Source organism: Lonepinella sp. BR2474 (assembly GCF_051851555.1).
Lineage (GTDB): Bacteria > Pseudomonadota > Gammaproteobacteria > Enterobacterales > Pasteurellaceae > Lonepinella.
In genome coordinates this window covers 172595-198933 of sequence record NZ_JBPDVH010000001.1, presented here as the reverse complement: position 1 = coordinate 198933, position 26339 = coordinate 172595, and the positions used below count along the sequence as shown (strand labels likewise).

Below are 26339 nucleotides of genomic sequence, written 5' to 3'. Positions count from 1 at the left end.
CGCACCTTCTATTTTTTATTGGAGAGCATAAATTGGAAACTCGTTATTATTTTATTTTTGCCGCTGTTTTCGTGGTATTGCAATTATTTTTGTATATTTTTAACCGCACGTTAGGTTGGTTATATGGTGCGTTTTTACCCCAACAAGGGCGATATGCCTTTGCGATCCTTAGTTATCTCTTGGCGAACGGCATTATTTTATTGACCGTTTTGCGTGTTTCACCGAGCTTATTTCGGGTAACGCCTTATATTTTGGTGATTTTACTGTATTCTGCGTTTATTAGTCTTGCATTCGGGATCATTTGGTGGCTAGGTAAAAGTTATTTCCAGAGTCCTCGTTTATTGGCATGGGCTTATCCCGTGGCCATGTTCGGGCTGATTTCGGTGAGTGTATACAATGCTTACACACCGAAAATTGTGCATTATCAAATTACCCTTGATAAACCGCTCAAGCCGCTACGAATCGGGCTAGCCAGTGATTTTCATTTGGGCACGTTGTTTGGCGCCAAACAGATGGATCAACTGGCGGCGATTTTTGATCAACAAAAAGTCGATCTTATTTTGCTCCCTGGGGACATTATGGACGACAACGTGGACGCTTATTTAAGCCAACAAATGCAACCGAGTTTAGCCAAACTTAAGGCCCCCTTAGGCGTTTATGCCACCTTGGGAAATCATGATTTCTTTGGCGATCAACAACGGATTGCCGAGCAAATTAAACAAGCGGGTATCAAGGTTTTATGGGACCAAACCGAAACCATTCATCAGGAATTTGTGATTGTGGGGCGCAATGATGATTTAGTCAAAGATCGCCCGAGTACCGCACAATTACTGGAATCGGTTGATGCCTCATTGCCGATTTTTGTGCTTGATCACCGTCCCTCAGAAATTGAACAAATTTCACAATTACCCGTGGATTTACTGGTGGCGGGGCATACGCATAACGGCCAAATTTTCCCTGCGAATTTGATTACCAAATTAACCTACCGTTTGGCTTACGGTCATGAAAAAATTGGTCATGGTCATTTTATCGTGACCTCTGGCTATGGCTTTTGGGGCATTCCAATGCGCCTCGGTTCGCAATCGGAAGTGGTAATTATTGATGTAAAAGGCAAGGAATAAACAAGCCCTCACGCTAAAAATAACGTAAAAAAACACCGCACTTTTTAGGCAATGATCAACGTAGATTAAGCCGAAAAGTGCGGTGTAAAATAGCGCAGAATATTATTTCTTCAATACCACCATATCATCACGATGTATCGCCACTGCGCCATATTCATAGCCCAGAATTTGTTCAATTTGCTGAGATTTTTTGCCTTGAATACGGCTTAAGGCATCACTGTTATAACGTGGCATACCGAGCGCAATGTCTTTGCCACTGCGGGTGCGGATTTTGACCACTTCACCCCGTGAAAAACGTCCTTGCACTTCCACAATCCCCGCAGGCAATAAGGATTTTTGTTGGATTAACAGCGCATTTTCTGCCCCCTCATCAATCACCAACGTACCTGCTGACGGCGCAGCGAAAAGCCATTGTTTACGGCTTTCCAAGTGTTCAGCCGGTACCGTAAATTTGGTGCCAATAGGTTTATCATAGGCCAAATCCACGATCACATTTTCACGATTGCCCGACACAATAATGGTTTCAATGCCCGAACGGGTGGCCACATCCGCCGCCGTGATTTTGGTGGACATCCCGCCCGTGCCTAAATTGGTGCCACTGCCACCGGCAATCGCACGAATATGATCGTTAATTTGCGCCACTTCAGGAATTAATTTTGCCTCAGGATTTTTGCGAGGATCACTGTCAAATAATCCTTGTTGATCGGTCAAGAGATAAAGCTGATCCGCTTGCACTAAAATCGCCACCAAAGCAGATAAATTATCGTTATCACCCACTTTAATTTCTGCGGTGGCAACGGCGTCATTTTCGTTGATCACAGGAATAATGCGGTTGTCTAGCAACGCATGCAAGGTATCACGTGCATTAAGAAAGCGTTCACGATCTTCAATGTCGGCACGACTTAATAAAATTTGCCCAATGTGAATATCGTAAATAGCAAAAAGCTGCTGCCACGTTTGAATCAGTTGACTTTGACCAACGGCGGCCAATAATTGTTTAGAGGCAATGGTCGGCGGTAATTCAGGGTGATTGAGATAATCACGCCCTGCAGCAATGGCGCCTGACGTGACAATCACAATGCGAAATCCCGCTTGATGCAGTTGAGCGAATTGACGTACAATTTCAATCATATGTGGGCGGTTTAATGTTGGCGAACCTTGCGTTAAGGTGCTGGTGCCAAATTTCACCACAAGGGTTTTTTGTGTCATAATAAAAGCCTAGAAATGAGAAATGCGATTAAATTAACATTAAAATCTAAAAAAATCATTAATTTTTTACCGCACTTTTCTTGATTTAAGACAAATTAAATAATGATAAAACCCCGTATAATAGGGGCCAATTTATTGGTTAGGATGATGTCATGGAACAATATCAACAAACAGAAACAGAAGCTGAAGAACAGCAACGTGAAATCACGAGGCTTTGTGTCTTGGTGGCGCAACTATTATTACAACATGGTGCCGAGAGTATGGTGGTGTCGCAAAGTGCGGTACGTTTAGGCAAAGCCTTGGGGGCGGAATCGGTGGAATGTGCGCTCACACCGAACGCCATTGTGTTGACCACCTTAATGCACGGCCATTGTATTACCACCGCACGGCAAAATAGCGATAAAGGCATTAATATGCAAGTGGTGACCGCCGTACAGCGGATTGTGATTTCGGCAGAACATCATATTTATGACATTCACTTGGTGCGTAAAAAATTAGAACAGATTAAACCGCTGAAATATAACCGTTGGCTTGTGGTGTTTATGATTGGCTTATCTTGCGCCTGTTTTTCCCATCTTTCTGGCGGTAATCATATTATTTTTGGTATTACCTTTGTGGCCTCTGCGGTGGCCATGTTTGTACGGCAAGAATTAGCTAAACGGCATTTTAATCCGCTGATTGTGTTTGGTGTCACGGCTTTTGTGGCCACACTCATTTCAGGTTGGGCGTTAAAACTCAATTTAGGCAACAACCCTCAGATTGCCTTGGCGTCAAGTGTATTATTGTTGGTTCCCGGTTTCCCGTTAGTGAATTCCATTGCGGATATTTTAAAAGGCCATATTGGTATGGGTTGGGCCCGTTGGACCTTGGCCACGGTGTTGACCTTTGGCGCTTGTATGGGCATTGTTCTCGGATTAAATGTTTTAAATATTGCACATTGGGGAAATTAACATGGATTTGATTTTATTATTACTGGACGATATGTTTTTTGCCGCTATTCCTGCGGTGGGTTTTGCGTTGATTTTTAACGTGCCACCTAAAGCCTTGATTTATTGTGGTGTGTTAGGCGCATTGGGGCATAGTTTCCGCACCCTGTTATTGCATTTTGATGTCGCCTTGGTGTTGGCAACCTTGCTTGCCTCTGCGTTGATTGGGTTTGCGGGTGTGCATATTTCACAACGTTATTTAGCGCACCCAAAAGTGTTTACGGTGGCGGCGATTATCCCAATGATTCCAGGGATTTATGCCTATAAAGCGATGATTGCCATTGTACAAATTAACTATCATGGTTATGCCCCCGATCTGTATGAACATATGATTAACGATTTTATTAAAACCGGATTCTTACTCGGGGCGTTAGTAATTGGGTTGGCCTTGCCAAGATTAATGTTTTATCGCAATACGCCCGTGGTGTAATGGCGACAGAAAGTGCGGTGTTTTTGGGGCGAGTTTTGCCAATATTCGCACCGCACTTTAAGCATTTTCCATCATTTCTTTATAATGTCGGCGACAGACGGAAAGGTATTTATCATTGCCACCGATTTCAATTTGATTGCCGTCTTTCACCACCTCGCCTTGCGCATTTAAACGCAACACAAAATTGGCCTTACGACCGCAATAGCAAATGGTTTTCAATTCTTCTAATTGATCCGCCCAAGCGAGTAAATGTTGGCTGCCCTCAAATAAATTCGCCTGAAAATCCGTGCGTAAACCATAACATAACACGGGAATATTGAGCTTATCCACCACATCACTTAATTGACGAACCTGTGCTTGACTTAAAAATTGCGCCTCGTCGATCAAAATACAATGTAATTTCTCTTGTTCCACATGTAGCTTGATTTCTTGCCAGAGATTGCTGTTTTTATTAAATAATCTTGCCTCTTGGCTGATACCAATTCTTGAGGTAATTTTCCCGACACCAAAGCGATCGTCAATGGCCGCGGTGTAAAGCAACACGTTCATTTGACGTTCCACATAGTTGTAGGCTGATTGCAACAGGGTGGTGGATTTTCCTGCGTTCATGGTGGAGTAATAAAAATAGAGTTTTGCCATGGTTGTTAACCTTTTAAATTGATGCCAATTCCGTCATGGCCCAGCGGGGTTTGACGTCAATGGCGAGATCCGATTGTTCACCATTTTTTAAACGTAAAAAACCCACGTAAGCGATCATGGCACCGTTGTCCGTGCAAAATTCGGGGGCAGGGTAAAAGACTTGCCCTTTTAAACTTTGCATTAATTGCTGTAAGCCTTGGCGTAATTGCTTGTTTGCACTGACCCCACCCGCAATAACTAAACGATTGTAGCCCGTTTGGGCTAATGCTCGTTTGCATTTAATCGCTAAGGTATCGACCACGGCAGTTTGGAAAGCGTGAGCAATATCCGCTTTGTCTTGTTGGCTGAGTTCGCCTTGTTGTTTGATTAATTGGTTGATCGTATTGGCCGCCGCCGTTTTTAAGCCAGAAAAACTGAAATCTAAGCTCGGTCGATCCGTCATAGGTTTGGGAAACACAAAACGCCCCGTTTGCCCTTGTTCGGCTAAACGAGAAAGGGCGGCGCCACCGGGGTAATCTAAACCCAGTAATTTAGCGGTTTTATCAAAGGCCTCACCGGCGGCGTCATCAATACTTTCACCCAATAATTGATAAAGCCCCACGCCCTCGACTTGCACTAATTGCGTATGTCCACCCGACACTAACAAGGCCACAAAAGGAAACTGCGGTCGATTTTCGGGCCGTTCTAACATGGGTGCAAGTAAATGCCCCTCCATGTGATGTACGCCAATAGCGGGAATATGCCACGCATAAGCCAGTGAGCGAGCAATGGTGGCGCCCACTAACAAGGCGCCAACTAAACCTGGGCCAGAGGTGTACGCAATGCCATCAATATCCTGAGCGGTGAGATTGGCTTGTTGCAAGGCTTGCTGAATTAAGGGCAAGGTTTTGCGAATATGATCACGGGAGGCCAATTCTGGCACCACACCACCGTAATCCGCATGCAAGGCAATTTGGCTATACAGTTGATTGGCGATCAAGCCTTGTTGTTCATCATAAATCGCCACGCCGGTTTCATCACAGGAAGTTTCAATGCCTAGGATCTTCATCAAATACTCTTTATTTTGTTATTCTGCTAAAAAATAAGTGAGATTTTACCGCACTTTAGCGATTTTGCACAGAAAAGATCAAAATCCTACTTTACTTTTAGGGGTAAATTAGATTAAAATTGCGACCTTTATTGAGTAAGTTACTCAGTAATTTTGCAAAATTAACTCAACTTATTTATCAAATTTTAATAGAGGTGATGGCTTATGCCAGTAATTAAAGTTCGTGAAAACGAATCATTTGACGTTGCATTACGTCGTTTCAAACGCTCTTGCGAAAAAGCGGGTATTTTAGCAGAAGTGCGTGCACGTGAATTCTACGAAAAACCAACAACAATTCGTAAACGTGAAAATATTTCTCGTGCTAAACGTCACGCAAAACGTGTTGCACGTGAGAACTCTCGCAACACACGTTTATATTAATTAGACGTTCTAATTAACATTTGCGCTAAACAAACCGTGAAACCACTTGGAATCACGGTTTTGTTCATTTAATTGTTGTCTTGGTTTGGCTCACATAAAGGGTTATCTATGGCTGGTTTGATTCCACGTTCTTTTATTAATGATATTGTGGCAAAAGCGGATATTATTGATGTGGTGAATTCTCGGGTAAAACTGAAAAAAGCCGGTAGCAATAATTATCAAGCCTGTTGCCCTTTTCATCATGAAAAGACCCCGTCTTTTACGGTCAGCAAAAGCAAACAGTTTTACCATTGTTTTGGTTGTGGCGCCCATGGTAATGCCATCAGCTTTTTAATGGAATACGACAAACTGGAATTTGTTGAGGCGGTGGAAGAATTAGCCGCTATGCTTGGCTTAGACGTGCCACGGGAAGAACGCCAACATAAGTCTGATAAACCTTATGTGAATTATCAAACCAAAAAAGATCTGTATCAATTAATGCAAGAAATTGCGGAATTGTATCAACAACAATTGCCACAATTTGCCCATGCACAAGCCTATTTACAACAACGCGGCTTATCCGACGAGATTATTGCCCGTTTTGCCATTGGTTTTGTCCCCGATAGCTTTGATCTGGTGGTGCGTCACTTTGGCCATAACAAAGCCGAACAGGAACGTTTGTTTTCCTTAGGCATGCTAAAACGCAGTGAACGTGGCAAGGTCTATGATACATTCCGTGATCGTGTGATGTTTCCTATTCGTGACCGCCGTGGTCGAGTGATTGCCTTTGGTGGACGAGTGATTGGCGACGGCACGCCCAAATACCTTAATTCACCAGAGAGCGTGACTTATCACAAAGGCAATGAGCTGTATGGTTTATATGAGGCCTTGCAAATTAACGATAGCCCGAAAGCCTTGTTGGTGGTGGAGGGCTATATGGATGTGGTGGCCTTGGCGCAATTTGGGGTGGATTATGCAGTGGCCTCACTCGGCACAGCCACCACACCAGAACAAATTAATCAGCTCTTTCGTACCACCGATCAAGTGATTTGTTGTTACGACGGTGACCGAGCGGGCCGAGCCGCTGCATGGCGAGCCTTAGAAAACGCCTTGCCTTATTTAGAAGATGGCCGTCAGTTACAATTTGTTTTTCTGCCAGAGGGGGAAGATCCCGACACCTATATTCGTCAATATGGCAAACAACAATTTGAGGATTATTTACAACAAGCCCAATCCTTGAGCGATTTCTTATTTGATCACCTACTGAAAGACGTCAGCTTAGACAGTAAAGAGGGCAAAAGTAAATTAGCGTCGTTAGCGGTGCCATTAATTGAACGTATTCCGGGCGAAATGTTGCGGATTTATTTAAAAAATAGTTTAGCCCATAAATTAGGTATTATCGATCCTCAACAAATTGAACGTTTATTAGCACAACCAAAACAAAAAAGTGCGGTGCAAAAAATGCCCGAAGTGAAACGAACGCCTATGCGTTTGATGATCGCCCTATTATTGCAAAATCCGCAATTGGCACTAGAATTTGACTATGACGTTTCTCCCCTAGCAAGTTTAAATGAACCAGGTTTGGCTTTATTCGATAAATTAACCACATTATGCCGTGACAATGTGGGGATGACCTTAGGGCAAATTTTAGAACATTTTCGTGATACCGAAGACTATAAACCCCTTGAAATTTTGGCCACATGGGATCATCTAATAGAAGATGAACATATTAGTGCGACCTACATTGAAACCTATAATTTCTTGTTGGTGCAAATTGTCGAACGTCGTATTGAACAATTAATCGCCAAAGACCGAACTAACGGTTTAGACGAAACAGAAAAACAAGAGCTTGCTCACTTATTAACCGTACGAGCGAAATAAAACAATAGTGAATTAGCCACAAGAGTGATAAAATTTAACCCATTTTATCTTAACTATCTCAACGAACCCAAGTAAAGGCGGAGCCATTTATGGAGCAAAATCCACAATCACAATTAAAATTGTTAATAGCACAAGGGCAAGAACAGGGCTATTTAACCTTTGCTGAAGTCAACGACCATCTTCCTGAAGAATTGGTTGATGCTGAACAGATCGATAATATTATTCAGATGATCACAGATGCTGGGATTCTTGTATTGGAAACCGCACCCGATGCAGATGATCTTATCTTAAATGAAAATATCGATAATATTAATGATGATGTGATCGAAGAAGCGACCCAAGTTTTATCTAGCGTAGAGGCAGAATTAGGGCGTACCACAGATCCTGTGCGCATGTATATGCGTGAAATGGGGAGTGTCGAATTGCTAACCCGTGAGGGTGAAATTGATATTGCTAAACGCATTGAAGACGGCATTAATGCCGTGCAAAGTGCGGTGGCAGAATACCCAGAATCCTTGACTTATTTATTAGAACAATACGAAAAAGTGGAAGATGGATCGGTACGTTTAGTGGATTTGATCACTGGCTTTGTGGATCCGAATGTGGTGGAAGAAGAGGCCATTGAAGAAATTGATGAGGATATGGCCGATGAAGACGATGATGAAAATTCAGAAGTCGCAGATGTGGATTTAGATGATGAAGAAGATGAAGAAGAAACCGAATCTAGCTCCGATGACAGCGATAATGCCATTGATCCAGAAGTGGCCAGAGAGAAATTTGCGGCATTAAAAGCGCAACACATTAAAATTTTAGGCCTGATTGAAAAACACGGACGCACGCATAAAAAAGTGCGGTCAGAAATTCAAGCGTTATCTGAAATTTTTGTACAATTCCGCTTAGTGCCACGCCAATTTGATTTATTGGTGATGTCGATTCGAGACATGATGAAACGCATGCGCAAAGAAGAACGCCAAATTCAACGTTGGGCCGTGGATTATGCCAGAATGCCAAAGGACGATTTTATTAAAGTCTTTTATGGCAAAGAAACTAACGATGCGTGGTTAGTCAAAATTCTAGACAGCAAGAAAACCTATGCACCGAAATTGGCGGAATATGCCGACAATATTCGTCAAGCCATTGTACGCTTACAACAGCTTGAACAAGAATCCCGCTTAACTATTCCACAAATTCGTGAAATTGGCGAACGTGTCGCACAAGGTGAATCCAAAGCCCGTAAAGCCAAAAAAGAAATGGTGGAGGCTAACTTGCGTTTGGTGATTTCCATTGCGAAAAAATACACCAACCGTGGCTTGCAATTCCTTGATCTGATTCAAGAGGGCAACATTGGCTTGATGAAAGCCGTGGATAAATTTGAATACCGTCGTGGTTACAAATTCTCCACCTATGCCACTTGGTGGATTCGTCAGGCCATTACTCGCTCCATTGCGGATCAGGCACGGACTATTCGTATTCCAGTACATATGATTGAAACCATCAATAAATTGAACCGCATTTCCCGTCAAATGTTGCAAGAAATGGGACGCGAGGCTACACCAGAAGAATTGGCAGAACGGATGGGCATGCCAGAAGATAAAATTCGTAAAGTGTTGAAAATTGCTAAAGAACCGATTTCTATGGAAACCCCAATCGGTGATGACGACGATTCACATTTAGGTGATTTTATCGAGGACAGTACCCTTGAATTGCCATTAGACAGTGCCACTGCACAAAGTCTACGAGCAGCCACCCATGAAGTGTTGGAGGGTTTAACCCCGAGAGAATCCAAAGTACTACGCATGCGTTTCGGGATTGATATGAACACCGACCATACGTTGGAAGAAGTGGGTAAACAATTTGATGTGACCCGTGAACGTATTCGTCAAATTGAGGCTAAAGCATTACGTAAATTACGTCATCCAAGTCGCTCGGAAACATTGCGTAGTTTCCTAGATGAGTAAACGCCAATTTCTACTTATCGTTAGCTCCCTCGTTAGAGGGAGCAATATTTAAGCGATTAGAGCATAAAAATCAGCCTAATCGCTGTCTCACAATCTCAAACAAACACACCCCCGTAGCAACGGAAACGTTAAGGGATGAAACCGATCCTGCCATGGGAATGCTCACTAACTGATCACAACATTCACGAGTTAAGCGTCGCATACCCTCTCCCTCGGCGCCCATCACTAAGGCAATAGCGCCTGTTAATTTGGTTTGATACAGGGTTTCTGTGGCTTCGCCCGCCGTACCAATCACCCAGATATTGTGATCTTGCTGTAGTTCTCGCAAGGTACGAGCTAAATTTGTTACCCGAACTAAGGGCATGGTTTCCGCTGCACCACAAGCGACTTTACGAGCGACTGACGTTAATTGCGCGGATTTATCTTTTGGTACAATCACTGCATCCACACCTGCGGCATCGGCGGTCCGTAAACAAGCCCCGAGATTATGTGGATCGGTCACGCCGTCTAGCACCAATAAAAACGGACTTTGTTTGTTTTGCAAAATCTGATCCAGATCGTTTTCATTTAATTCTTTGGCTGCTTGCACTCGGGCAATAATGCCTTGATGCACTTCGCCGTTGGCTTTGTTATCCAAACTTTGACGGTTGAGAAATTGCACCGTAATGCCTAATTTGTGCAAGTCGTTGAGTAAAGGCTGTAAGCGTTTATCTTCACGGCCTTTAAGTACTAACACTTCAATAATACGTTCGGGCGTACGTTGTAAAAAGGCACTCACGGCATGAATGCCATAAATTTGTTCTGACATGGTTATCCTTTTAAATGAGTCAATTATTGCGCTTTAAGTTGCGCAATTTTTTCTTTATTAAAGAAATAATGGGTGCCGCAACATTCACATTGCATATCAATGCTGCCATTATGTTCTGCTAGGATTTCATCTATTTCAGCATCTGAAATTAACATTAAAGCAGAGCCTGAACGTTCGGCGGAACAACCGCAATGAAAGACGATAGGTTGAGCAGGGTACACTTCAACACTTTCTTCGTGATATAAACGGTACAGCATTTCTTCCGCCGATAAACCGAAAATTTCTTCGGGTTTGATGGTGGTGGTGAGCGTGGCTAAATGCTCAAAATCTTCCGGTGAACCCTGACCATCTGGCATAATTTGTAACAACATGCCAGCCGCAACGGGGTTACCCTCAAATTCACCGGTGTGAATAATTAATTGCGTTTGTAGTTGTTCGGAACGCATGAAATAATCTTCTAGGCATTCGGTAATGGTCGGTTTGTCTAAGGCGACCACACCTTGATAGCGCTCGCCCTCGTTTGGCGCAATGGTGATCACTAACACGCCTTTGCCAATCATTTGTTGCAAGCTCATTTGGTCGGTAACTTCGCCTTGCAAGCGAGCTAACGCACGGATTTGTTGGCTGTCGGAACCATTGACTAAGGCTAATTTTAACGGACCGTCGCCTTGAATTTGCACGGTAATATTGCCGTTAAATTTTAGCGTAGCGGTGAGTAAGGTAGTGGCGACCAGCATTTCGCCAAGTAAGTTTTGTACGGCTTTTGGGTAATGATGGGTATTTAAGGTATCGATAAAACTTTGGTTAATCCGCACCCATTCGCCACGTACGGCACGGTTTTGGAAGAGGTAGCGATACAGTTTGTCGTTATCTTTGTGAGGGTCTTTTAAGTAATCGGCCATGTTCTTTTGTGGTTCCTTGTAAAAACTGCGGTGTATTTTACCGCACTTTTTGTGATTTGGTTACTGATGTTTAAATTGAATGAGTTCTCGCCGTTCTTTTTTATTTGGTCGACGATCAGGATGTGGCATAGCATTCATTTTGCGAGCTAATGCAATTTTTTCACGTGTTTCAATACTTTGCGCCGTTTCGCAATACAGTAATTGTGCCTCGGGGGCGCCACGGCGTTGTGTGGAAAGTGCGGTGACGTTGATCTCTTTTTCTTCGTTGCCTTGGCGTAATTTGATGTTTGCACCGATTTCCACGGTTTTATTGGGTTTCGTGCGTTGTCCATTATAATGCACCTTACCACCGTCAATCATTTCTTTGGCAATGGTGCGAGTTTTGTAGAAACGTGCTGCCCATAACCATTTATCAAGACGAACATCATTATCGTCTTGTTGTGCCTGTGATTTATTTGATTTACCTTTTGCCATGATTTTCCCTTAAATCTGTTCGCTGTTTATGGTATCGTTATTCTTATTTTTTGTAAAACGAGAGATCACAAAATGCCCCTATTTTCTGAAAAAACCTTACCACAAATTTTGAACATTCAAACTGCTTGTCAATCCCGTATTTTTACCATTCAATCGGTGGATCTCAAATTCTCCAATGGAATTCACCGCACTTATGAGCGTTTTAAGCCTGCCAGTCGGGCGGCGGTGATGGTGTTGCCGATTGATGGCGATGATCTGTTAATGGTGCGAGAATATGCCATGGGAACCGAGCGTTATGAGTTGGGTTTCTGCAAAGGGTTGATGGAAAAAGAGGAAACCATTGAACAAAGTGCCAACCGTGAAATGCAAGAAGAACTGGGCTTGGGCGCCAAACAGTTTATTCATTTACGCACGGTCAATTCTAATTTAACTTTTATGAACAGCCCAATGCACATTTTAGTGGCACGCGATTTTTATCCATCAAAATTAGAGGGTGATGAGCCGGAGCCGTTAGAAATCCTGCGTTTCCCTTTGGCAAAATTAGATGAATTACTGAACAATCCTGATTTTTGTGAGAGTCGTAATTTAGTCGCTATTTATGCTTTGCGAGATTATTTAGAAAAAATATAAAAATTCGTTAAATTAATTAAATTTTATTAAATAAAGTTGATTAATTATTATATGGTGATATTTATGCTTTTTTTACGGCGTAAATTACAGTAAGATACTGAGGTTTTTTATATTAAGGGATAATTTATATGTCAAGCAATGATCTTTCATTAAAAGAATTAACACTGCGAGGAACGATTCTCGGGGCGTTAATTACCGTCGTGTTTACGGCGTCAAACGTTTATTTAGGGCTGAAAGTGGGCTTAACGTTCGCTTCCTCTATTCCGGCTGCCGTGATTTCTATGGCAGTATTAAAATTTTTCAAAGATGCCAATATTCTTGAAAATAACATGGTACAAACCCAAGCCTCTTCTGCGGGGACCTTATCTTCGGTGATCTTCGTGTTGCCGGCCATGTTAATGATGGGGTACTGGCAAGGCTTTCCATTTTGGCAAACCTTATTGATCTGTATCTCTGGTGGGGTACTCGGGGTGATTTTCACCGTGCCATTGCGACATGTGATGGTGGTCAAAAGTGATTTACCGTATCCAGAGGGCGTTGCAGCGGCTGAAATTTTGAAAGCCGGTGATGATCATTCTGGCGACAGTGGCATTAAAGAAATTGCCACCGGTGGTGTGATTGCTGCGGTGGTGGGATTTGCGACCAATGGACTGCGTGTGATTGCCGACAGTGCGAGCCTTTGGTTTAAAGGCGGCAATGCGATTTTCCAAGTGCCAATGGGCTTTTCACTTGCCTTGTTAGGTGCGGGTTATTTGGTTGGTATCGTGGGCGGTATTGCGATTCTACTCGGTATCTTCATTGCATGGGGCATTGCGGTGCCATATTTTACCTCTGCTTCACCAATGCCAGTAGATGCAGACATGGTCGGCTATGCGGTGAGTATTTGGAAAAGTAAAGTACGCTTTATCGGGGTAGGTACTATCGGTATTGCGGCGATTTGGACATTATTAGTGTTAATGAAACCGATGGCACAAGGGATGATTCAATCATTCCGTGCGTTAAAGGATCCAAATTTTAAAAATAATGACCGCACTACGCAAGATTTATCACCGAAAGCCATGATTTATATTAGCTTGGTTTCCGTGGTCTTGATTGTATTAGCTTTATATAGTTTCTTAGAACCCGTGGGTATTGAACCTGCAGTCGCCATTACGTTAATTGTGGTTTGTACGTTATTGGCCTTTGTGATCGGTTTCTTAGTCGCCGCCGCTTGTGGTTATATGGCCGGTTTGGTGGGTTCATCATCTAGCCCAATTTCCGGTATCGGTATTATTTCCGTGGTTATCACGGCCATTGTGTTAATGTTAATTGGTTCATCTGCTGGCTTATTAGATACCGCTGACGGTCAAAAATTCTTAACGGCGTTGACCTTATTTAGCTGTTCTATCGTGATCTGTACGGCAGCCATTTCTAACGATAACTTACAAGATTTAAAAACCGGTTATCTGATTCATGCCACCCCTTGGCGTCAACAGGTTGCCTTAATTATTGGGGTCATTGTTGGAGCGTTAGTGATTGCACCGGTGCTTGATATTCTCTATTATTCTTATGGATTTACGGGTGCTGTACCACGTGAGGGAATGGATCCAAGTCAAGTGCTTTCTGCACCACAAGCGACCTTAATGATGACTATTGCTAACGGTATTTTCTCCCATAACTTAGAATGGGGTTATATCTTCTTTGGTATTGGTTTAGGTGTGGTGGTGATTATCATTGATGCGTTATTGAAAAAATCATCTAACAACCGTTTCGCTTTACCTGCATTAGCGATTGGTATGGGGATTTATTTACCGCCGTCAATTAATGCACCATTAATTATTGGGGCGATATTGGCTTGGTTGACGAATCGTCATTTAGACAGCTATGCGAAACGTTCTGGCAAGAATGCCGATGAACTCAAGAAAAAAGCGGAACGCTCAGGGACGTTATTTGCTGCGGGTTTAATCGTGGGTGAAAGTTTAATCGGGGTACTTCTTGCCTTTATTATCGCAGGCTCGGTCACTTCCGGTGGGTCTGACGCACCACTCGCACTCAACCTTGAAAACTGGGGCGGCACCGCTGAGATTCTCGGGCTGATCGTCTTTGCCGCTGGGGTAACGATTTTTGCGCAGCGTGTACTTAAAGCGAAAAAATAATATAATAGACGCTCTCGATTGAGAGCGTTTTTTTATGGATGGATTTTATATGAACTTGCCCCAAATTGATGTCATCATTCCCTGTTATAATGCGGAACAGACTTTAGAACGTGCGGTAAAATCGGTGTTAAATCAACCGCAGTTAGGCACCTTATGGCTCATTGATGATGCCTCTAGCGATCAGACATTAACATTAGCGAACCAACTAGCCCAACAATTCCCCGATAAAATCCAAGTGGAACAGATGCCCCAAAATAGCGGTGTGGCGAAAACACGAAATTGGGGAGCGTTACAAACTGCGGTGGAATTTATTGCCTTTTTAGATGCCGATGATGCCTATGAACAAGGGGCATTGGAAGTGGCTAGTGCGGTATTTGCTTTCCGTCCTGATATTTCCGTGGTACGTTTAGCTTTAACGCCGATTAATTTAGCGGAACGCTATGCGAATCACCCTAATTTTGATTTTGCTTGGCAACATATGCGAATGACCTGTGGTGGCAATGTGGTATTTCGGCGTTCATTTTTTCTGGCTTGTGGTGGTTTTCCACAAGAAGAATTATTTAAACGTTTTGGCGGTGAAGACGGCGCCTTAGGGATTGCCACGACCAAAATCAGTGGGGTAGCCACCTTGTTCAATGAAAAAGGCGTATTACATTACTGCCGTGATGGCATGCACGCCGAGCGTTTATTAGATGCGATTTTGTTTCAACAGGCCCCTGAAAGTATTACGCCACAAGACATGGCACAAGCCGAATCCGTGACGGTTCGGATTTGTCAGCAAATTGAACAGTTAAAGTGCGGTTTAAATTCTGTTAATATAGGCATACAACCTTTAGTGTTAGAACGAAAATAGGAATTCCTGTGAAAATAATTATTCTTGGAGCCGGCCAAGTGGGGACAACCTTGGCTGAGAATTTAGTCAGCGAAGATAACGATATTACCTTAGTCGATAATGATGAGGCGAATACCAGTAGCTTACAAGATAAGTTTGATTTGCGCGTGGTGATTGGTTCTGCCTCCTCGCCACGTGTTTTACGTGAGGCGGGCGCTACGGATGCGGATTTATTAGTGGCGGTCACGAATTCCGATGAAACCAATATGGTGGCTAGCCAAATTGCTTATACGTTATTTCGTACGCCGACCAAAATCGCTCGGATCCGTAATTCCGAATATTTACGTGAAAAAGAGAAATTATTTACCTCGGATGTGATCCCCATTGACCATATTATTTCGCCAGAAAACTTGGTGACGGAAGATATTGTTCGCTTAATTAATTACCCTGGCGCCTTGCAAGTGGCGCATTTTGCCGAGAAACAAATTAGTGTGGTGGTGTGTAAAGCCTATTACGGTGGCCCATTGGTAGGTTATGCCATTTCTGCTTTGCGTGAGCATTTGCCACATATTGATTGCCGTGTGGTATCGATTTTTAGACAAGATAAAGCCATTCGCCCACAAGCCTCGACCATTATTGAGGCGGGGGATGAAGTCACTTTTATTTGTGCAACCGAACATATTAAAGCGGTGATGTCTGAATTACAACGTTTAGAGCGTTCTTATAAGCGCATTATGATTGCGGGTGGCGGCAATATTGGGTTAACCGTGGCGCAAAAATTAGAAAATAATTGCACCGTCAAACTGATTGAACGTAATGCAGAACGGGCGGCACAATTAGCAGAGAAATTATCCAATACCTTGGTTTTTCATGGTGACGCCTCCGATCATGGTTTGTTATTTGAAGAACAAATTGAAAATATGGATGTGTTCATTTCCTTAACCAGTGACGACGAGGCCAATATTATGTCAGCGCTATTGGCGAAACGGTTGGGGGCAAAAAAAGTCATGGTCTTGATTCAACGCATGGCCTATATTAACTTGATTCAAGGGGGCGCCGTGGATATTGTGGTGTCGCCGCAACAAGCCACGATTTCTGCGTTATTAGGGCATGTACGAAAAGGGGATATTATCAACGTGGCCTCTCTCCGTCACGGCACCGCAGAGGCCTTGGAGGCGGTGGTACATGGTGACAAAACCAGTTCAAATATTATTGGGCGTAAAGTGGGTGAGCTAAAATTACCTAACAGTGCCTTAATTGGTGCGGTGTTACGTGCGGGGGAAGTCATTATTGCTCGCAAAGAATTGGTGATTGAAGAAAATGATCATGTAGTGGTATATTTGGCAGATAAGAAACAGGTCTCTGAAATTGAGAAACTTTTCCAAACCACGACGTTTTTTATCTAAAAAATAAACAAAATGCTATACAAATTGCATAAAATTTATATAATACACGGGCTTTAATAGCAATTTATTTAGAAAGGAAAAAATTATGAGCTTTATGAAAGAATTTCGCGAATTTGCGATGCGTGGTAATGTTGTTGATATGGCAGTCGGTGTGATCATCGGTGGCGCATTCGGTAAGATCGTGAGTTCATTGGTTGCTGATGTGGTGATGCCAGTTTTAGGTATTGTCACAGGTGGCGTGGATTTCAAAGATTTAAAAATCGTATTAGCGGAAGCGGTGGGCGAAACTCCAGCCGTGACCTTAAACTACGGTGTCTTTATTCAAAATGTGTTTGATTTCATTATTATTGCATTTGCGATCTTTATGATGGTGAAAGGCATTAACAAAATGAAGAAACCAGTAGAAGAAGCCCCAGCCGGCCCAACAACGGAAGAATTATTAACCGATATTCGTGAATTATTGAAAAAATAATCATAAATTGGCAAACAAAAACCCGACATATGGTTCGGGTTTTTTTATTTTCTTTTACAGGGCAATTTTTCTTAATTTCGCATAATAGAACCCATCCCCCCCTTGTTCTGAGGGGAAAAACTGGACGCCGATATTTTGCTGTTCAAAGGGCAAATCTTCTAATTTCGCATTATTATTTTCGGCCAGAAAACGTTCAATTTGTTGCGCATTTTCTTCAGGCAACACCGAACAAGTCGCATAGAGTAACACGCCATTGGGTTTTAAGGTGGCCCAAAGTGCGGTGAGAATTTGCTGTTGTAATTGGACTAATGGGGCAATATCACTTTCTTGACGTAACCATTTGATATCGGGGTGGCGTCGGATCACACCAGTCGCAGAACAGGGCGCATCTAATAAAATACGATCAAATTGCACCGCACTTTGTTTGCCAATAATCGCTTTTGCCACGGTTGGTAACCATTGTTTAGGTTGGCTTGCATCACCGCAAATAACGAGGGCTTTTTGATGTAACCGTGCCAGATTTTCTTCCACCCGTTTTAAGCGGCTCTGTTCTACATCCAACGCCACCACCTTGGCTTGCGGCGCCAATTCTAAAATATGCGTGGTTTTCCCCCCCGGGGCGGCACAAGCGTCTAAAATCAGTTCGCCATTTTGTCCCCCTAAGAGTAGAGCAGACCATTGTGCATGGACATCTTGCACGGTTAGCCATCCCTCGGCAAAATGGGGTAAATTTTGTACGGCGGTAGGGTTGGCTAAACGTAACGCATAAGGATTGTCGTCCGTAAAACTGGTTAAATCTGTTTCGGTGAATAATTGTTGACGGTAATCTTGCGCTGAACAATGTTGTGCATTCACCCGAATCCACATTGGCGGTTTTTGATTATTTGCCTCGATAATGTCCCGCCAGTTTGGATAGGCCTTTTTCAGCTTATTGACGAACCATTCAGGGTGATAGGTTTGCCAATGTTTATCCACCACGGCCAATAGGTTGTCTTGTTCACGTAAGAAACGGCGTAATACGCCATTAATCAGGCCACGAAAACCCTCGGATTTCAATGTTTTGGTGGCATTTACTACTTCATTAATGGCGGCATGTGGCGGAATGCGGGTGTAAAGTAACTGATACAAGCCGACCAATAATAAACAATGGACGATCCGTGTTTTGCCTTTTAGCGGTTTATCCACGAGCAAGCGAATAATCCATTCCAGACGAGGCAAAACACGACAAATACCAAAGCAGATTTCTTGTAATAGGGGCAAATCCTGTGCTTTTACTTGGCCTTGTTTTTCTGGCATGAGCGCAGAGAGGGATTTGCCTTGATCCAACACTTGTAACATCATTTGTGCGGCGGCGGCTCTGACTTCCATGGGGTGCGAAAGTGCGGTGTTTTTGGTCGGTTTTTTTGTGTCGGTCATAAAACATTCCCCACCTTAAACCAATCGGCGCGCCCATTGAGAAAATCTTGTACCCACATGGGTTTTTTGCCCGCAGGCTGTAACTGGGTAATATTAAGTACACCTTGGGCGGTGGCGATTTGAATGCCATGTTTATCCACCGCAATAATGCTGCCCGCTGTTTTATCCTGATGTGGCAAACAGGTCGCTTGATGAATTTTAATACGTTCTTCTTGCCCATGATGGGAGAGTGTGAGAAACGCCATGGGAGCGGGATTAAAGGCACGAATATTGCGTTCTAACTGTTCCGCTGACAACGTCCAATTTAATTGGGCCTCTTCTTTGCTCAGTTTTTCTGCATAATTACTTTGGCTATCTTGTTGTTTTTCTGAGGGAAATTTTCCATTGGTTAAATTATCCAATACCTCAATCAGCGCAGGGGGCGCCAATTCTGCCAATTTATGATAGAGCGTTGCGGAGGTTTCATGAGGATCAATATCACAATAGACTTTGTGTAACATATCACCTGTGTCGAGGCCCACATCCATTTGCATAATGGTGACGCCCGTTTGTTTATCGCCCGCCCAAATGGCCCGCTGAATGGGGGCGGCACCACGCCAACGAGGCAAGATCGAACCATGCACGTTTAAACAACCAAACTTAGGCGCTTGCAACACGGCTAAAGGTAAAATTAAACCATAAGCCACCACCACCATCACATCCGCCTTGAGATTGGCTAATTCGGCTTGCGCCTCCACTTGACGCAGGGATTTCGGTTGATAAATGGGTAATTGATATTGCTCGGCCAGCTGTTTGACCGGACTGGCTTGGAGTTTCTTACCTCGGCCAGCGGGCTTGTCCGGTTGTGTGTACACCGCAATCACATTGTGTTGCGAATTCAATAGGGCTTGTAAATGTTGGGCGGCAAAATCGGGTGTGCCGGCGAAAATAATGTTCAGTTTCTGCATAGGGTAAAGTGCGACGTTATGTTAATCAAAGTAGGCATAATGATAGCCTTTTCACCATGATATTTCCAGATGAAAGACAGAAAAAAAGGTTGTTTAACTCTAAACAACCTTTTCGCATGTGAATTATTGATTATTCTCGTTGTGCGCCATAGGCCCCTTTCACCGCAGTATTGTTTTGTTTTCCTTCAAACACGCCGGTTAAATGACTTGCATTATTGCCATAAAATGCGCCTTGTGTGGTTACATTATTTTTGTCACCTTGGAATTTATTACCATTTAATGTTGCCTCTAAGTTCACCGTCTCATTTGTCTTGAACGTTAATGCGCCAGTTAATTTTTTCGTACCAAAGTCTACATTAAATGTTGCAGAACCTTTTTCAGCATCCTCTTGTGATGCGTTATCAATAATCGCTTTACCGTTATATGTCGCATGTCCTGAAGTTGGCACAGTGGCTAAGTTATCGCCCTGAGCAAAGGCAATATACTTACCATCTACTTGTCTTAATCCATACATAATAGGGGAATTTGTTAAATTACTAATCTGGCTTCCATTGATATTAATGAATCCCGTTCTCGAAGAAATAATACCGCCTAAATTCTTTAATCCGGGGGCGAGTTCCATTGATTGACCATCTATTACCAATATATTCTGTGCATCAGATGTTTTACTTGTTTTTATACCCGAGCCTTTTGTATAAAAGCTATTCGCATCGCTTGGTGTGGTTATTGTTTGATTGGTTGAAGTTGTTGGGGTTGTAGCTGTTTGATGGGTTGATGTCGTTGGATTTGTTGCTGTTTGATCGGTTGATGTTGTTGGGTTTGTTGATGTTTGATCAGTTGATGTTGCTGGGTTTGTTGCTGTTTGAACAGTTGACGTCGTTGGTTTTGTCACTGTTTGATTAGTTGTTGTTTTGGTGTCGGCATGATTATCATCACTACCACCGCCACTACTTCCGCATCCTGCCAAGGCAATAGTCATTGATGAAACTAATAACGTGAGTGTTAAGGTTTTCATTTTAAATCTCCTTATATCCTTAAATTTGGGTAAACATCAAAATACAATTAGATAGATCATTGTTCAATAACGAATTAAAGAACTGTTCCATTATAGTACACCTTAAAATAACAACAGAACTTATGCCAATATAAACAATATTTTTATATTTGCCAAGCCAGTTTGCGCTAAATTTGGTACTTATTTTTATCCCCAATATCAAAATGCAACGGCATACGCCATTTTTGAATGGCGAGCACAGCGAAAAGTACAGTGCAAATTACGCATAAAATTTGTAATCCTAAGGTGATTTGCATGACTTTGGTGACCCATAATAAGGCCACAAAAATCGGCATCAGGTTCAAGGCAAAAATACGGAAACAAAAATATTCTTTAAAGCAAAGCCCGCCCAAGGTCACCAATGCAGCACCCAGTGCTAATTCTGTTTGGCCGATAATTTGGAAAAATAAGGCTAACCATGTGGCAAATTGTAATAACAGACGGAATGATTTGAGATAAATATGCAAGGATGAGGCACAAAGTAATGCTGCCGCCAACAGGCCAATGTGCGCAAATTCATAATAGGGTAAAAGTGCGGTGAAAATCGCCGCAAAAACAAAACCGCTACGATAAAGACACACGGTCAGTTTATCTAAAACGTCCATTGGGGATTTAATGTGCGGATCAGCCATGATAATTCTCCTGATTTTGTGATCTTGATTCCAAATTGAACAAGCAATGATTGCGTTCATTCGGTTTTTCGGTAAGAGTATCACAAATTCACTTAAATGATAAAAGATAAAATGAACTGGTTTGGCTTGAGTTGTGTGCAATGTCAGCAAAAATTGGCCATAGGATCCCATGGGTTATGTAGCCGTTGTAATGAGGAGATTCGCCGTTTTGCCTATTGCGGTTGCTGTGGGGCAGAATTAATCCGTGATGAACTGCATTGTGGAAAATGTTTACAGCAGGAACCTGCATGGCAACAAATGGTGATTATCGGACGCTATGCGGAACCTTTATCTACCTTGATTCACCGTTTTAAATTCCAAGGGCAATTTTGGTTAGATCGTAGTTTGGCACGTTTGCTTTATTTGGCGGTACGACAAGCCAGACGTACTCATGGGTTAACGTTACCAGATGTGATTTTACCGGTGCCACTGCATCATGTTCGCCATTGGCGACGTGGTTATAATCAAGCTGCATTATTGGCGAAATGGTTGGCTCGCTGGTTAAACATTCCTATGCGAGAAGATTTTTTGTTACGCACTAAACATACCCCAAGTCAGCGTGGTTTAACCGCTAAAGCTCGGCGTAATAATCTAAAAAATGCGTTTATTGTGCAAAATAAGATAAAAAAATGCAATTATCGTTCAGTTTGTCTTATTGATGATGTGATTACCACCGGTTCAACCATGAATGAAATGGCGAAACAATTACGCAAAATGGGGATACCACATATTCAAGTTTGGGGGCTGGCTCGCACATAAAATTTGCATAAAAGCCGATCTCAGCGTATCATTTCCGACTAAATAAGTAAGATTAAAGACACGCAAGGAAAAACATGCAACAAATTAGTATTTCAGCCGCTGCACAGGCACATTTTCGTAAATTATTAGATCAACAAGAAGAAGGGACCAATATTCGTATTTTCGTGGTGAACCCCGGTACACCGAGTGCGGAATGTGGTGTGTCTTATTGTCCGACCAATGCGGTGGAAGAAACCGATACCGAAATGCAATATGATACATTTTCTGCTTTTGTGGATGAAGTGAGTTTGCCTTTCTTGGAAGATGCGGAAATTGATTATGTGACTGAAGAATTGGGGGCGCAGTTAACTTTAAAAGCACCGAATGCGAAAATGCGTAAGGTGTCGGATGATGCTCCATTAATTGAACGTGTGGACTATGTGATTCAAACCCAAATTAACCCACAATTAGCGAGCCATGGTGGACGGATTACCTTAATTGAACTGACTGATGACGGCTATGCCATTTTACAATTTGGCGGTGGCTGTAATGGTTGCTCCATGGTGGATGTGACCTTAAAAGACGGTGTGGAAAAACAATTAGTCGACATGTTCCCGAATGAATTAAAAGGGGCAAAAGATGTGACCGAACACCAACGTGGTGAGCATTCTTATTATTAATTTGGCTAATATTTAGCGTAAAAGTGCGGTGAAAATTTTTGTGTTTTCTCGCACTTTTTATATGGTTTATTTTGCAGAAAAATAAGCTCTCGCAATTTCTTCATCTTGTTGAATTTGCTGTTTTAACGCCTCAAGGCTAGCAAATTTTATTTCATTGCGTAATTTATAGCAAAATTCAATTTGAATATTCTGTCCATATAAATGCTGATTAAAATCAAACAGATGTACTTCTAATAATTGTATTGTGCCATTAATGGTGGGTCGTTGTCCGACATTCGCAACACCTTGTACAATTTGTCCATTTTTTAATTCTGCACGTACGGCATAGACACCTTTAATGGGATTGACTTGGCGATGTAAATGAATATTGGCGGTCGGGAAACCAAGCGTACGCCCTAATTTTTTGCCATGAATCACTTTACCCCAAATGCGATAAGGGCGACCCAATAATTTTTCGGCATCAACCAGTCGATCTTCTGCCAGTGCTTGGCGAATGGCAGTACTGCTAATACGTAATTGCTCCAAGCAAAAAGTACGGTTATTTTCCACTTCAAATCCATATTGCTGACCGGATTGTTGCAGTAATGCAAAATTGCCTTGTCGGGCTTGCCCAAAGTGGAAATCATCCCCAATGCTTAGGAATTTTACGTTGAGTTTATTGACTAATAATTCGCTAATAAAATCTTGTGCAGTTTGTTCGGCAAAAGTGCGGTCAAATTTAACACAGATAACATAATCTATGTTGGCTTGTTGAAAGTAATGTAACTTATCTCGCAATCGCATTAATCTTGCTGGTGCTTTTTCCCCTTGAAAATATTCCCGAGGTTGTGGTTCAAAAATCATCACCGCTGTGGGTAAATTTAATGCCTGCGCTTTTTCTTTTAAATGGCTTAAGATTTTTTGGTGTCCTAAATGAATGCCGTCAAAATTGCCGATGGTTAAGGCACAAGGGGGAAAATTACGTGGAAAATGATGAATACTGCGTATTAGTTGCATAGTAAATGGATTGATATCTTTAAATTATTGGCTTTATTATACGCATAAATAGCAAAAAAGCCTAGCACTGGCGTACTAGGCTAAATATGTGGTCGCTACTCCGTAGCTTAACCCTGCACGCAAGTGCAGGGCTTTTTGCTAATTACATCGCTTCCGTAAACGTACGAGTAATCACATCTTGTTGTTGTTCACGCGTTAATGAGTTGAAACGTACCGCATAACCTGAAACACGAATGGTTAATTGTGGGTATTTTTCAGGGTGTTCAACCGCATCTAACAAGGTTTCACGGTTTAATACGTTCACATTCAAGTGTTGACCGCCTTCCACTTCAGCCTCGTGGTGGAAATAACCGTCCATTAAGCCCGCTAAGTTACGTTTTTGTGCTTCATAATCTTTACCTAACGCATTTGGTACGATAGAGAAAGTATAGGAAATACCGTCTTTCGCATAAGCAAATGGTAATTTAGCTACAGAAGTTAATGAAGCTACCGCACCTTTTTGGTCACGTCCGTGCATTGGGTTTGCACCTGGTCCGAATGGCGCACCTGAACGGCGACCATCTGGGGTGTTACCGGTTTTCTTACCATACACCACGTTAGAGGTAATGGTTAACACAGATTGTGTTGGTACGGCATTGCGGTAGGTTTTATGGGTTTGGATTTTCTTCATAAAACGTTCAACTAAATCCACCGCAAGATCATCTACACGGCTGTCGTTGTTACCGAATTGTGGATATTCACCTTCGATTTCAAAGTCGATAGCCACATTGCTTGCGACCACGTTACCGTCTTTATCTTTAATATCGCCACGAATTGGTTTCACTTTGGCATATTTAATCGCTGATAAAGAGTCCGCTGCCACAGAAAGTCCAGCAATACCGCACGCCATGGTACGATAAACATCACGATCATGTAATGCCATTAATGAGGCTTCATACGCATATTTATCGTGCATAAAGTGAATGATATTTAATGCAGTGACATATTGCGTAGCTAACCAATCCATAAAGTGATCGGTACGTTCCATGACTTCATCAAAATCTAAGTATTCTGACGTAATTGGTGCAGATTTCGGACCGACTTGCATACCTGATTTTTCATCAATACCACCGTTGATCGCATAAAGCATGGTTTTCGCCAAGTTTGCACGCGCACCGAAGAATTGCATTTGTTTACCGACCACCATTGGTGATACACAGCACGCAATCGCATAGTCGTCATTGTTGAAGTCAGGACGCATTAAATCGTCATTTTCGTATTGTACAGATGACGTATCAATAGACACTTTGGCACAATAGCGTTTAAAGCCTTCTGGTAACTGTTCAGACCAAAGAATGGTTAAGTTTGGTTCTGGTGACGGTCCCATGGTGTAAAGAGTGTGTAAAATACGGAAACTGTTTTTTGTTACTAAGGTACGACCGTCTAAGCCCATACCCGCTAAGGTTTCAGTTGCCCACATTGGGTCGCCAGAGAATAATTGATCGTATTCTGGCGTACGTAAGAAACGTACCATACGCAATTTCATCACTAAGTGGTCGATTAATTCTTGTGCTTCTTGTTCAGTAATTTTGCCTGCTTGCAAATCACGTTCGATATAAATATCTAAGAATGAAGACACACGACCGAATGACATTGCTGCACCGTTTTGTGATTTAACCGCCGCTAAATAGGCGAAGTAAGTCCATTGTACGGCTTCTTGTGCGTTGGTTGCTGGATTTGAAATATCAAAACCATAACTTGCTGCCATTTCTTTAATTTTACCTAACGCACGATGTTGTTCAGCAATTTCTTCACGTAATTGAATCGTTGCTTGAATATCTTCGCCTGCTTCTAAACGTGGTTGTAATGACGCAAATTGTTTAAATTTGTCTTTCATTAAGAAATCAATACCGTACAAGGCAACACGGCGGTAGTCACCGATAATACGACCACGACCATACGCATCTGGTAAACCAGTAATGACGCCTGATTTACGGCAACGTAGAATATCTGGTGTATAAACATCAAATACCCCTTGGTTGTGGGTTTTACGGTATTCCGTAAAGATATGTTCAACTTCAGGGTTTAATTCACGGCGATAAACTTGGCATGAACCTTTCACCATTTTAATCCCACCGTAAGGGATAATCGCACGTTTTAAAGGCGCATCAGTTTGTAAACCGACGATTTTTTCTAATTTTTGGTCAATATAACCTGGTTTGTGTGAAGTAATGGTGGACGGTGTGTCACAGTCGATATCATACGGCTCGTGAGTAGCATTTTCCACTTTAATTTTTTCCATTACATCGGCCCAAAGGGTCGCCGTGGCAGGGGTTACTTCCGCTAAGAATGATTCGTCACCCTCATACGGTGTATAGTTTTTTTGGATAAAATCACGTACGTTGACTTCAGTTTGCCAATCACCCGCAGTGAAACCTTGCCATGCTTGTTGTTGAGTTTCTGTTAATTGAGTCATTTGGATACTTTCCCTCTTTAATTAATAAACTTTTCACGATATAAAAACAAGT

At 42.5% G+C, this 26339-nt stretch carries 25 protein-coding genes; 13 read left to right on the top strand and 12 right to left on the bottom strand.

The annotated features are described in order from the left end of the window. Nucleotides 1-32: 32 nt before the first annotated feature. The gene (locus ACTG7Q_RS01035; protein WP_439239950.1) at nucleotides 33-1121 is read left to right on the top strand and encodes a metallophosphoesterase; all 1089 of its coding nucleotides are present in this window, start codon (nucleotides 33-35) and stop codon (nucleotides 1119-1121) included. 102 nt (nucleotides 1122-1223) lie between these two features. Here the strand turns inward: ACTG7Q_RS01035 and proB are convergent, their stop codons facing one another. Further along, nucleotides 1224-2330: a glutamate 5-kinase gene (gene proB, locus ACTG7Q_RS01030; protein ID WP_439239948.1), complete on the bottom strand. Its 1107-nt coding sequence runs from the start codon at nucleotides 2328-2330 to the stop codon at nucleotides 1224-1226. Between the two features lie 152 nt (nucleotides 2331-2482). On the opposite strand from proB, the gene ACTG7Q_RS01025 reads away from it, so the two are divergent. Both ACTG7Q_RS01025 and ACTG7Q_RS01020 read left to right on the top strand, forming a co-directional pair. Beyond that, a complete protein-coding gene (locus ACTG7Q_RS01025) occupies nucleotides 2483-3280 on the top strand; it encodes a threonine/serine ThrE exporter family protein (RefSeq protein ID WP_439239946.1) in 798 nt (265 codons plus the stop codon). Nucleotide 3281: 1 nt separating this feature from the next. Then, complete coding sequence (locus ACTG7Q_RS01020) at nucleotides 3282-3746, top strand: threonine/serine exporter family protein (RefSeq protein ID WP_439239944.1); 465 nt, start codon at nucleotides 3282-3284, stop codon at nucleotides 3744-3746. 57 nt (nucleotides 3747-3803) lie between these two features. Here ACTG7Q_RS01020 and ACTG7Q_RS01015 read toward each other — a convergent pair whose 3' ends face one another. Together ACTG7Q_RS01015 and tsaD are read right to left on the bottom strand one after the other, a co-directional pair. After that, nucleotides 3804-4385, bottom strand: a complete 582-nt coding sequence (locus ACTG7Q_RS01015; protein WP_439239942.1) for a thymidine kinase — start codon at nucleotides 4383-4385, stop codon at nucleotides 3804-3806. 13 nt (nucleotides 4386-4398) lie between these two features. Next, nucleotides 4399-5433, bottom strand: a complete 1035-nt coding sequence (tsaD, locus tag ACTG7Q_RS01010) for a tRNA (adenosine(37)-N6)-threonylcarbamoyltransferase complex transferase subunit TsaD (protein WP_439239940.1) — start codon at nucleotides 5431-5433, stop codon at nucleotides 4399-4401. Nucleotides 5434-5637: 204 nt separating this feature from the next. On the opposite strand from tsaD, the gene rpsU reads away from it, so the two are divergent. From rpsU to rpoD, 3 genes are all read left to right on the top strand, one after another. Next, complete coding sequence (rpsU, locus tag ACTG7Q_RS01005) at nucleotides 5638-5853, top strand: 30S ribosomal protein S21 (protein ID WP_439239938.1); 216 nt, start codon at nucleotides 5638-5640, stop codon at nucleotides 5851-5853. A 108-nt stretch (nucleotides 5854-5961) separates the two neighbouring features. Then, a complete protein-coding gene (gene dnaG, locus ACTG7Q_RS01000; RefSeq protein WP_439239936.1) occupies nucleotides 5962-7713 on the top strand; it encodes a DNA primase in 1752 nt (583 codons plus the stop codon). 89 nt (nucleotides 7714-7802) lie between these two features. Next, a complete protein-coding gene (gene rpoD, locus ACTG7Q_RS00995; RefSeq protein ID WP_439239934.1) occupies nucleotides 7803-9671 on the top strand; it encodes an RNA polymerase sigma factor RpoD in 1869 nt (622 codons plus the stop codon). Between the two features lie 70 nt (nucleotides 9672-9741). On the opposite strand, the gene rlmB is transcribed toward rpoD, so the two are convergent. The 3 genes from rlmB to hslR are packed head-to-tail and all read right to left on the bottom strand — an operon-like array spanning nucleotide 9742 to nucleotide 11855. Beyond that, nucleotides 9742-10479 (bottom strand): 23S rRNA (guanosine(2251)-2'-O)-methyltransferase RlmB, encoded by a 738-nt coding sequence (gene rlmB / locus ACTG7Q_RS00990; RefSeq protein ID WP_439239932.1) that lies wholly within the window; start codon nucleotides 10477-10479, stop codon nucleotides 9742-9744. A 23-nt stretch (nucleotides 10480-10502) separates the two neighbouring features. Next, a complete protein-coding gene (gene hslO, locus ACTG7Q_RS00985) occupies nucleotides 10503-11381 on the bottom strand; it encodes an Hsp33 family molecular chaperone HslO (RefSeq protein WP_439239930.1) in 879 nt (292 codons plus the stop codon). A gap of 60 nt (nucleotides 11382-11441) precedes the next feature. Next, nucleotides 11442-11855: a ribosome-associated heat shock protein Hsp15 gene (gene hslR, locus ACTG7Q_RS00980; protein ID WP_439239928.1), complete on the bottom strand. Its 414-nt coding sequence runs from the start codon at nucleotides 11853-11855 to the stop codon at nucleotides 11442-11444. Between the two features lie 72 nt (nucleotides 11856-11927). Here hslR and nudE point away from each other — a divergent pair, with 72 nt between their 5' ends. The 5 genes from nudE to mscL all read left to right on the top strand — a co-directional run bounded on the left by nudE (nucleotide 11928) and on the right by mscL (nucleotide 17330). Next, nucleotides 11928-12485: an ADP compounds hydrolase NudE gene (gene nudE / locus ACTG7Q_RS00975; protein ID WP_439239926.1), complete on the top strand. Its 558-nt coding sequence runs from the start codon at nucleotides 11928-11930 to the stop codon at nucleotides 12483-12485. Between the two features lie 128 nt (nucleotides 12486-12613). After that, nucleotides 12614-14620: an OPT family oligopeptide transporter gene (locus ACTG7Q_RS00970; protein WP_439239924.1), complete on the top strand. Its 2007-nt coding sequence runs from the start codon at nucleotides 12614-12616 to the stop codon at nucleotides 14618-14620. Nucleotides 14621-14669: 49 nt separating this feature from the next. Further along, a complete protein-coding gene (locus ACTG7Q_RS00965; protein WP_439239922.1) occupies nucleotides 14670-15473 on the top strand; it encodes a glycosyltransferase family A protein in 804 nt (267 codons plus the stop codon). An 8-nt stretch (nucleotides 15474-15481) separates the two neighbouring features. After that, entirely contained in the window at nucleotides 15482-16858 is a 1377-nt protein-coding gene (gene trkA / locus ACTG7Q_RS00960) for a Trk system potassium transporter TrkA (RefSeq protein ID WP_439239920.1), read from the top strand. Between the two features lie 85 nt (nucleotides 16859-16943). Next, nucleotides 16944-17330, top strand: a complete 387-nt coding sequence (gene mscL / locus ACTG7Q_RS00955; RefSeq protein ID WP_439239918.1) for a large-conductance mechanosensitive channel protein MscL — start codon at nucleotides 16944-16946, stop codon at nucleotides 17328-17330. Between the two features lie 54 nt (nucleotides 17331-17384). Here mscL and rsmB read toward each other — a convergent pair whose 3' ends face one another. The 4 genes from rsmB to ACTG7Q_RS00935 all read right to left on the bottom strand — a co-directional run bounded on the left by rsmB (nucleotide 17385) and on the right by ACTG7Q_RS00935 (nucleotide 21379). After that, on the bottom strand, nucleotides 17385-18746 hold the full coding sequence (gene rsmB / locus ACTG7Q_RS00950; protein ID WP_439239916.1) for a 16S rRNA (cytosine(967)-C(5))-methyltransferase RsmB: 1362 nt from the start codon (nucleotides 18744-18746) through the stop codon (nucleotides 17385-17387). Further along, entirely contained in the window at nucleotides 18743-19693 is a 951-nt protein-coding gene (gene fmt / locus ACTG7Q_RS00945; RefSeq protein WP_439239915.1) for a methionyl-tRNA formyltransferase, read from the bottom strand. Before fmt ends, rsmB begins: the two co-directional genes overlap by 4 nt. A gap of 130 nt (nucleotides 19694-19823) precedes the next feature. Then, nucleotides 19824-20708, bottom strand: coding sequence for a transferrin-binding protein-like solute binding protein (locus ACTG7Q_RS00940; RefSeq protein ID WP_439239914.1), 885 nt, complete (start codon nucleotides 20706-20708; stop codon nucleotides 19824-19826). A 167-nt stretch (nucleotides 20709-20875) separates the two neighbouring features. Then, nucleotides 20876-21379 carry a DUF2301 domain-containing membrane protein gene (locus ACTG7Q_RS00935; protein WP_439240628.1) on the bottom strand — a complete coding sequence of 168 codons (504 nt, stop codon included), beginning with the start codon at nucleotides 21377-21379 and terminating at the stop codon, nucleotides 20876-20878. A 111-nt stretch (nucleotides 21380-21490) separates the two neighbouring features. Here ACTG7Q_RS00935 and ACTG7Q_RS00930 point away from each other — a divergent pair, with 111 nt between their 5' ends. Next, the gene (locus ACTG7Q_RS00930) at nucleotides 21491-22177 is read left to right on the top strand and encodes an amidophosphoribosyltransferase (RefSeq protein WP_439239913.1); all 687 of its coding nucleotides are present in this window, start codon (nucleotides 21491-21493) and stop codon (nucleotides 22175-22177) included. Nucleotides 22178-22251: 74 nt separating this feature from the next. Continuing rightward, nucleotides 22252-22836, top strand: a complete 585-nt coding sequence (nfuA, locus tag ACTG7Q_RS00925; RefSeq protein ID WP_439239912.1) for a Fe-S biogenesis protein NfuA — start codon at nucleotides 22252-22254, stop codon at nucleotides 22834-22836. A 66-nt stretch (nucleotides 22837-22902) separates the two neighbouring features. On the opposite strand, the gene ribF is transcribed toward nfuA, so the two are convergent. Together ribF and pflB are read right to left on the bottom strand one after the other, a co-directional pair. Further along, a complete protein-coding gene (ribF, locus tag ACTG7Q_RS00920) occupies nucleotides 22903-23832 on the bottom strand; it encodes a bifunctional riboflavin kinase/FAD synthetase (protein WP_439239911.1) in 930 nt (309 codons plus the stop codon). 142 nt (nucleotides 23833-23974) lie between these two features. Continuing rightward, complete coding sequence (pflB, locus tag ACTG7Q_RS00915) at nucleotides 23975-26287, bottom strand: formate C-acetyltransferase (protein ID WP_439239910.1); 2313 nt, start codon at nucleotides 26285-26287, stop codon at nucleotides 23975-23977. Nucleotides 26288-26339: the final 52 nt, after the last annotated feature.

Excerpts from the sequence above, each read along its gene's own strand:
- tsaD (WP_439239940.1), bottom strand. The coding sequence starts at position 5,433 with ATGAAGATCCTAGGCATTGAAACTTCCTGTGATGAAACCGGCGTGGCG.
- rlmB (WP_439239932.1), bottom strand. The coding sequence starts at position 10,479 with ATGTCAGAACAAATTTATGGCATTCATGCCGTGAGTGCCTTTTTACAA.
- pflB (WP_439239910.1), bottom strand. The coding sequence starts at position 26,287 with ATGACTCAATTAACAGAAACTCAACAACAAGCATGGCAAGGTTTCACT.
- ACTG7Q_RS01015 (WP_439239942.1), bottom strand. The coding sequence starts at position 4,385 with ATGGCAAAACTCTATTTTTATTACTCCACCATGAACGCAGGAAAATCC.
- dnaG (WP_439239936.1), top strand. The coding sequence starts at position 5,962 with ATGGCTGGTTTGATTCCACGTTCTTTTATTAATGATATTGTGGCAAAA.
- ACTG7Q_RS01025 (WP_439239946.1), top strand. The coding sequence starts at position 2,483 with ATGGAACAATATCAACAAACAGAAACAGAAGCTGAAGAACAGCAACGT.
- rsmB (WP_439239916.1), bottom strand. The coding sequence starts at position 18,746 with ATGACCGACACAAAAAAACCGACCAAAAACACCGCACTTTCGCACCCC.
- ribF (WP_439239911.1), bottom strand. The coding sequence starts at position 23,832 with ATGCAACTAATACGCAGTATTCATCATTTTCCACGTAATTTTCCCCCT.
- ACTG7Q_RS00965 (WP_439239922.1), top strand. The coding sequence starts at position 14,670 with ATGAACTTGCCCCAAATTGATGTCATCATTCCCTGTTATAATGCGGAA.
- nfuA (WP_439239912.1), top strand. The coding sequence starts at position 22,252 with ATGCAACAAATTAGTATTTCAGCCGCTGCACAGGCACATTTTCGTAAA.
- hslR (WP_439239928.1), bottom strand. The coding sequence starts at position 11,855 with ATGGCAAAAGGTAAATCAAATAAATCACAGGCACAACAAGACGATAAT.
- mscL (WP_439239918.1), top strand. The coding sequence starts at position 16,944 with ATGAGCTTTATGAAAGAATTTCGCGAATTTGCGATGCGTGGTAATGTT.
- rpsU (WP_439239938.1), top strand. The coding sequence starts at position 5,638 with ATGCCAGTAATTAAAGTTCGTGAAAACGAATCATTTGACGTTGCATTA.
- hslO (WP_439239930.1), bottom strand. The coding sequence starts at position 11,381 with ATGGCCGATTACTTAAAAGACCCTCACAAAGATAACGACAAACTGTAT.
- fmt (WP_439239915.1), bottom strand. The coding sequence starts at position 19,693 with ATGCAGAAACTGAACATTATTTTCGCCGGCACACCCGATTTTGCCGCC.
- ACTG7Q_RS01020 (WP_439239944.1), top strand. The coding sequence starts at position 3,282 with ATGGATTTGATTTTATTATTACTGGACGATATGTTTTTTGCCGCTATT.
- ACTG7Q_RS00935 (WP_439240628.1), bottom strand. The coding sequence starts at position 21,379 with ATGGCTGATCCGCACATTAAATCCCCAATGGACGTTTTAGATAAACTG.
- proB (WP_439239948.1), bottom strand. The coding sequence starts at position 2,330 with ATGACACAAAAAACCCTTGTGGTGAAATTTGGCACCAGCACCTTAACG.
- rpoD (WP_439239934.1), top strand. The coding sequence starts at position 7,803 with ATGGAGCAAAATCCACAATCACAATTAAAATTGTTAATAGCACAAGGG.
- ACTG7Q_RS00930 (WP_439239913.1), top strand. The coding sequence starts at position 21,491 with ATGAACTGGTTTGGCTTGAGTTGTGTGCAATGTCAGCAAAAATTGGCC.
- ACTG7Q_RS00970 (WP_439239924.1), top strand. The coding sequence starts at position 12,614 with ATGTCAAGCAATGATCTTTCATTAAAAGAATTAACACTGCGAGGAACG.
- ACTG7Q_RS00940 (WP_439239914.1), bottom strand. The coding sequence starts at position 20,708 with ATGAAAACCTTAACACTCACGTTATTAGTTTCATCAATGACTATTGCC.
- nudE (WP_439239926.1), top strand. The coding sequence starts at position 11,928 with ATGCCCCTATTTTCTGAAAAAACCTTACCACAAATTTTGAACATTCAA.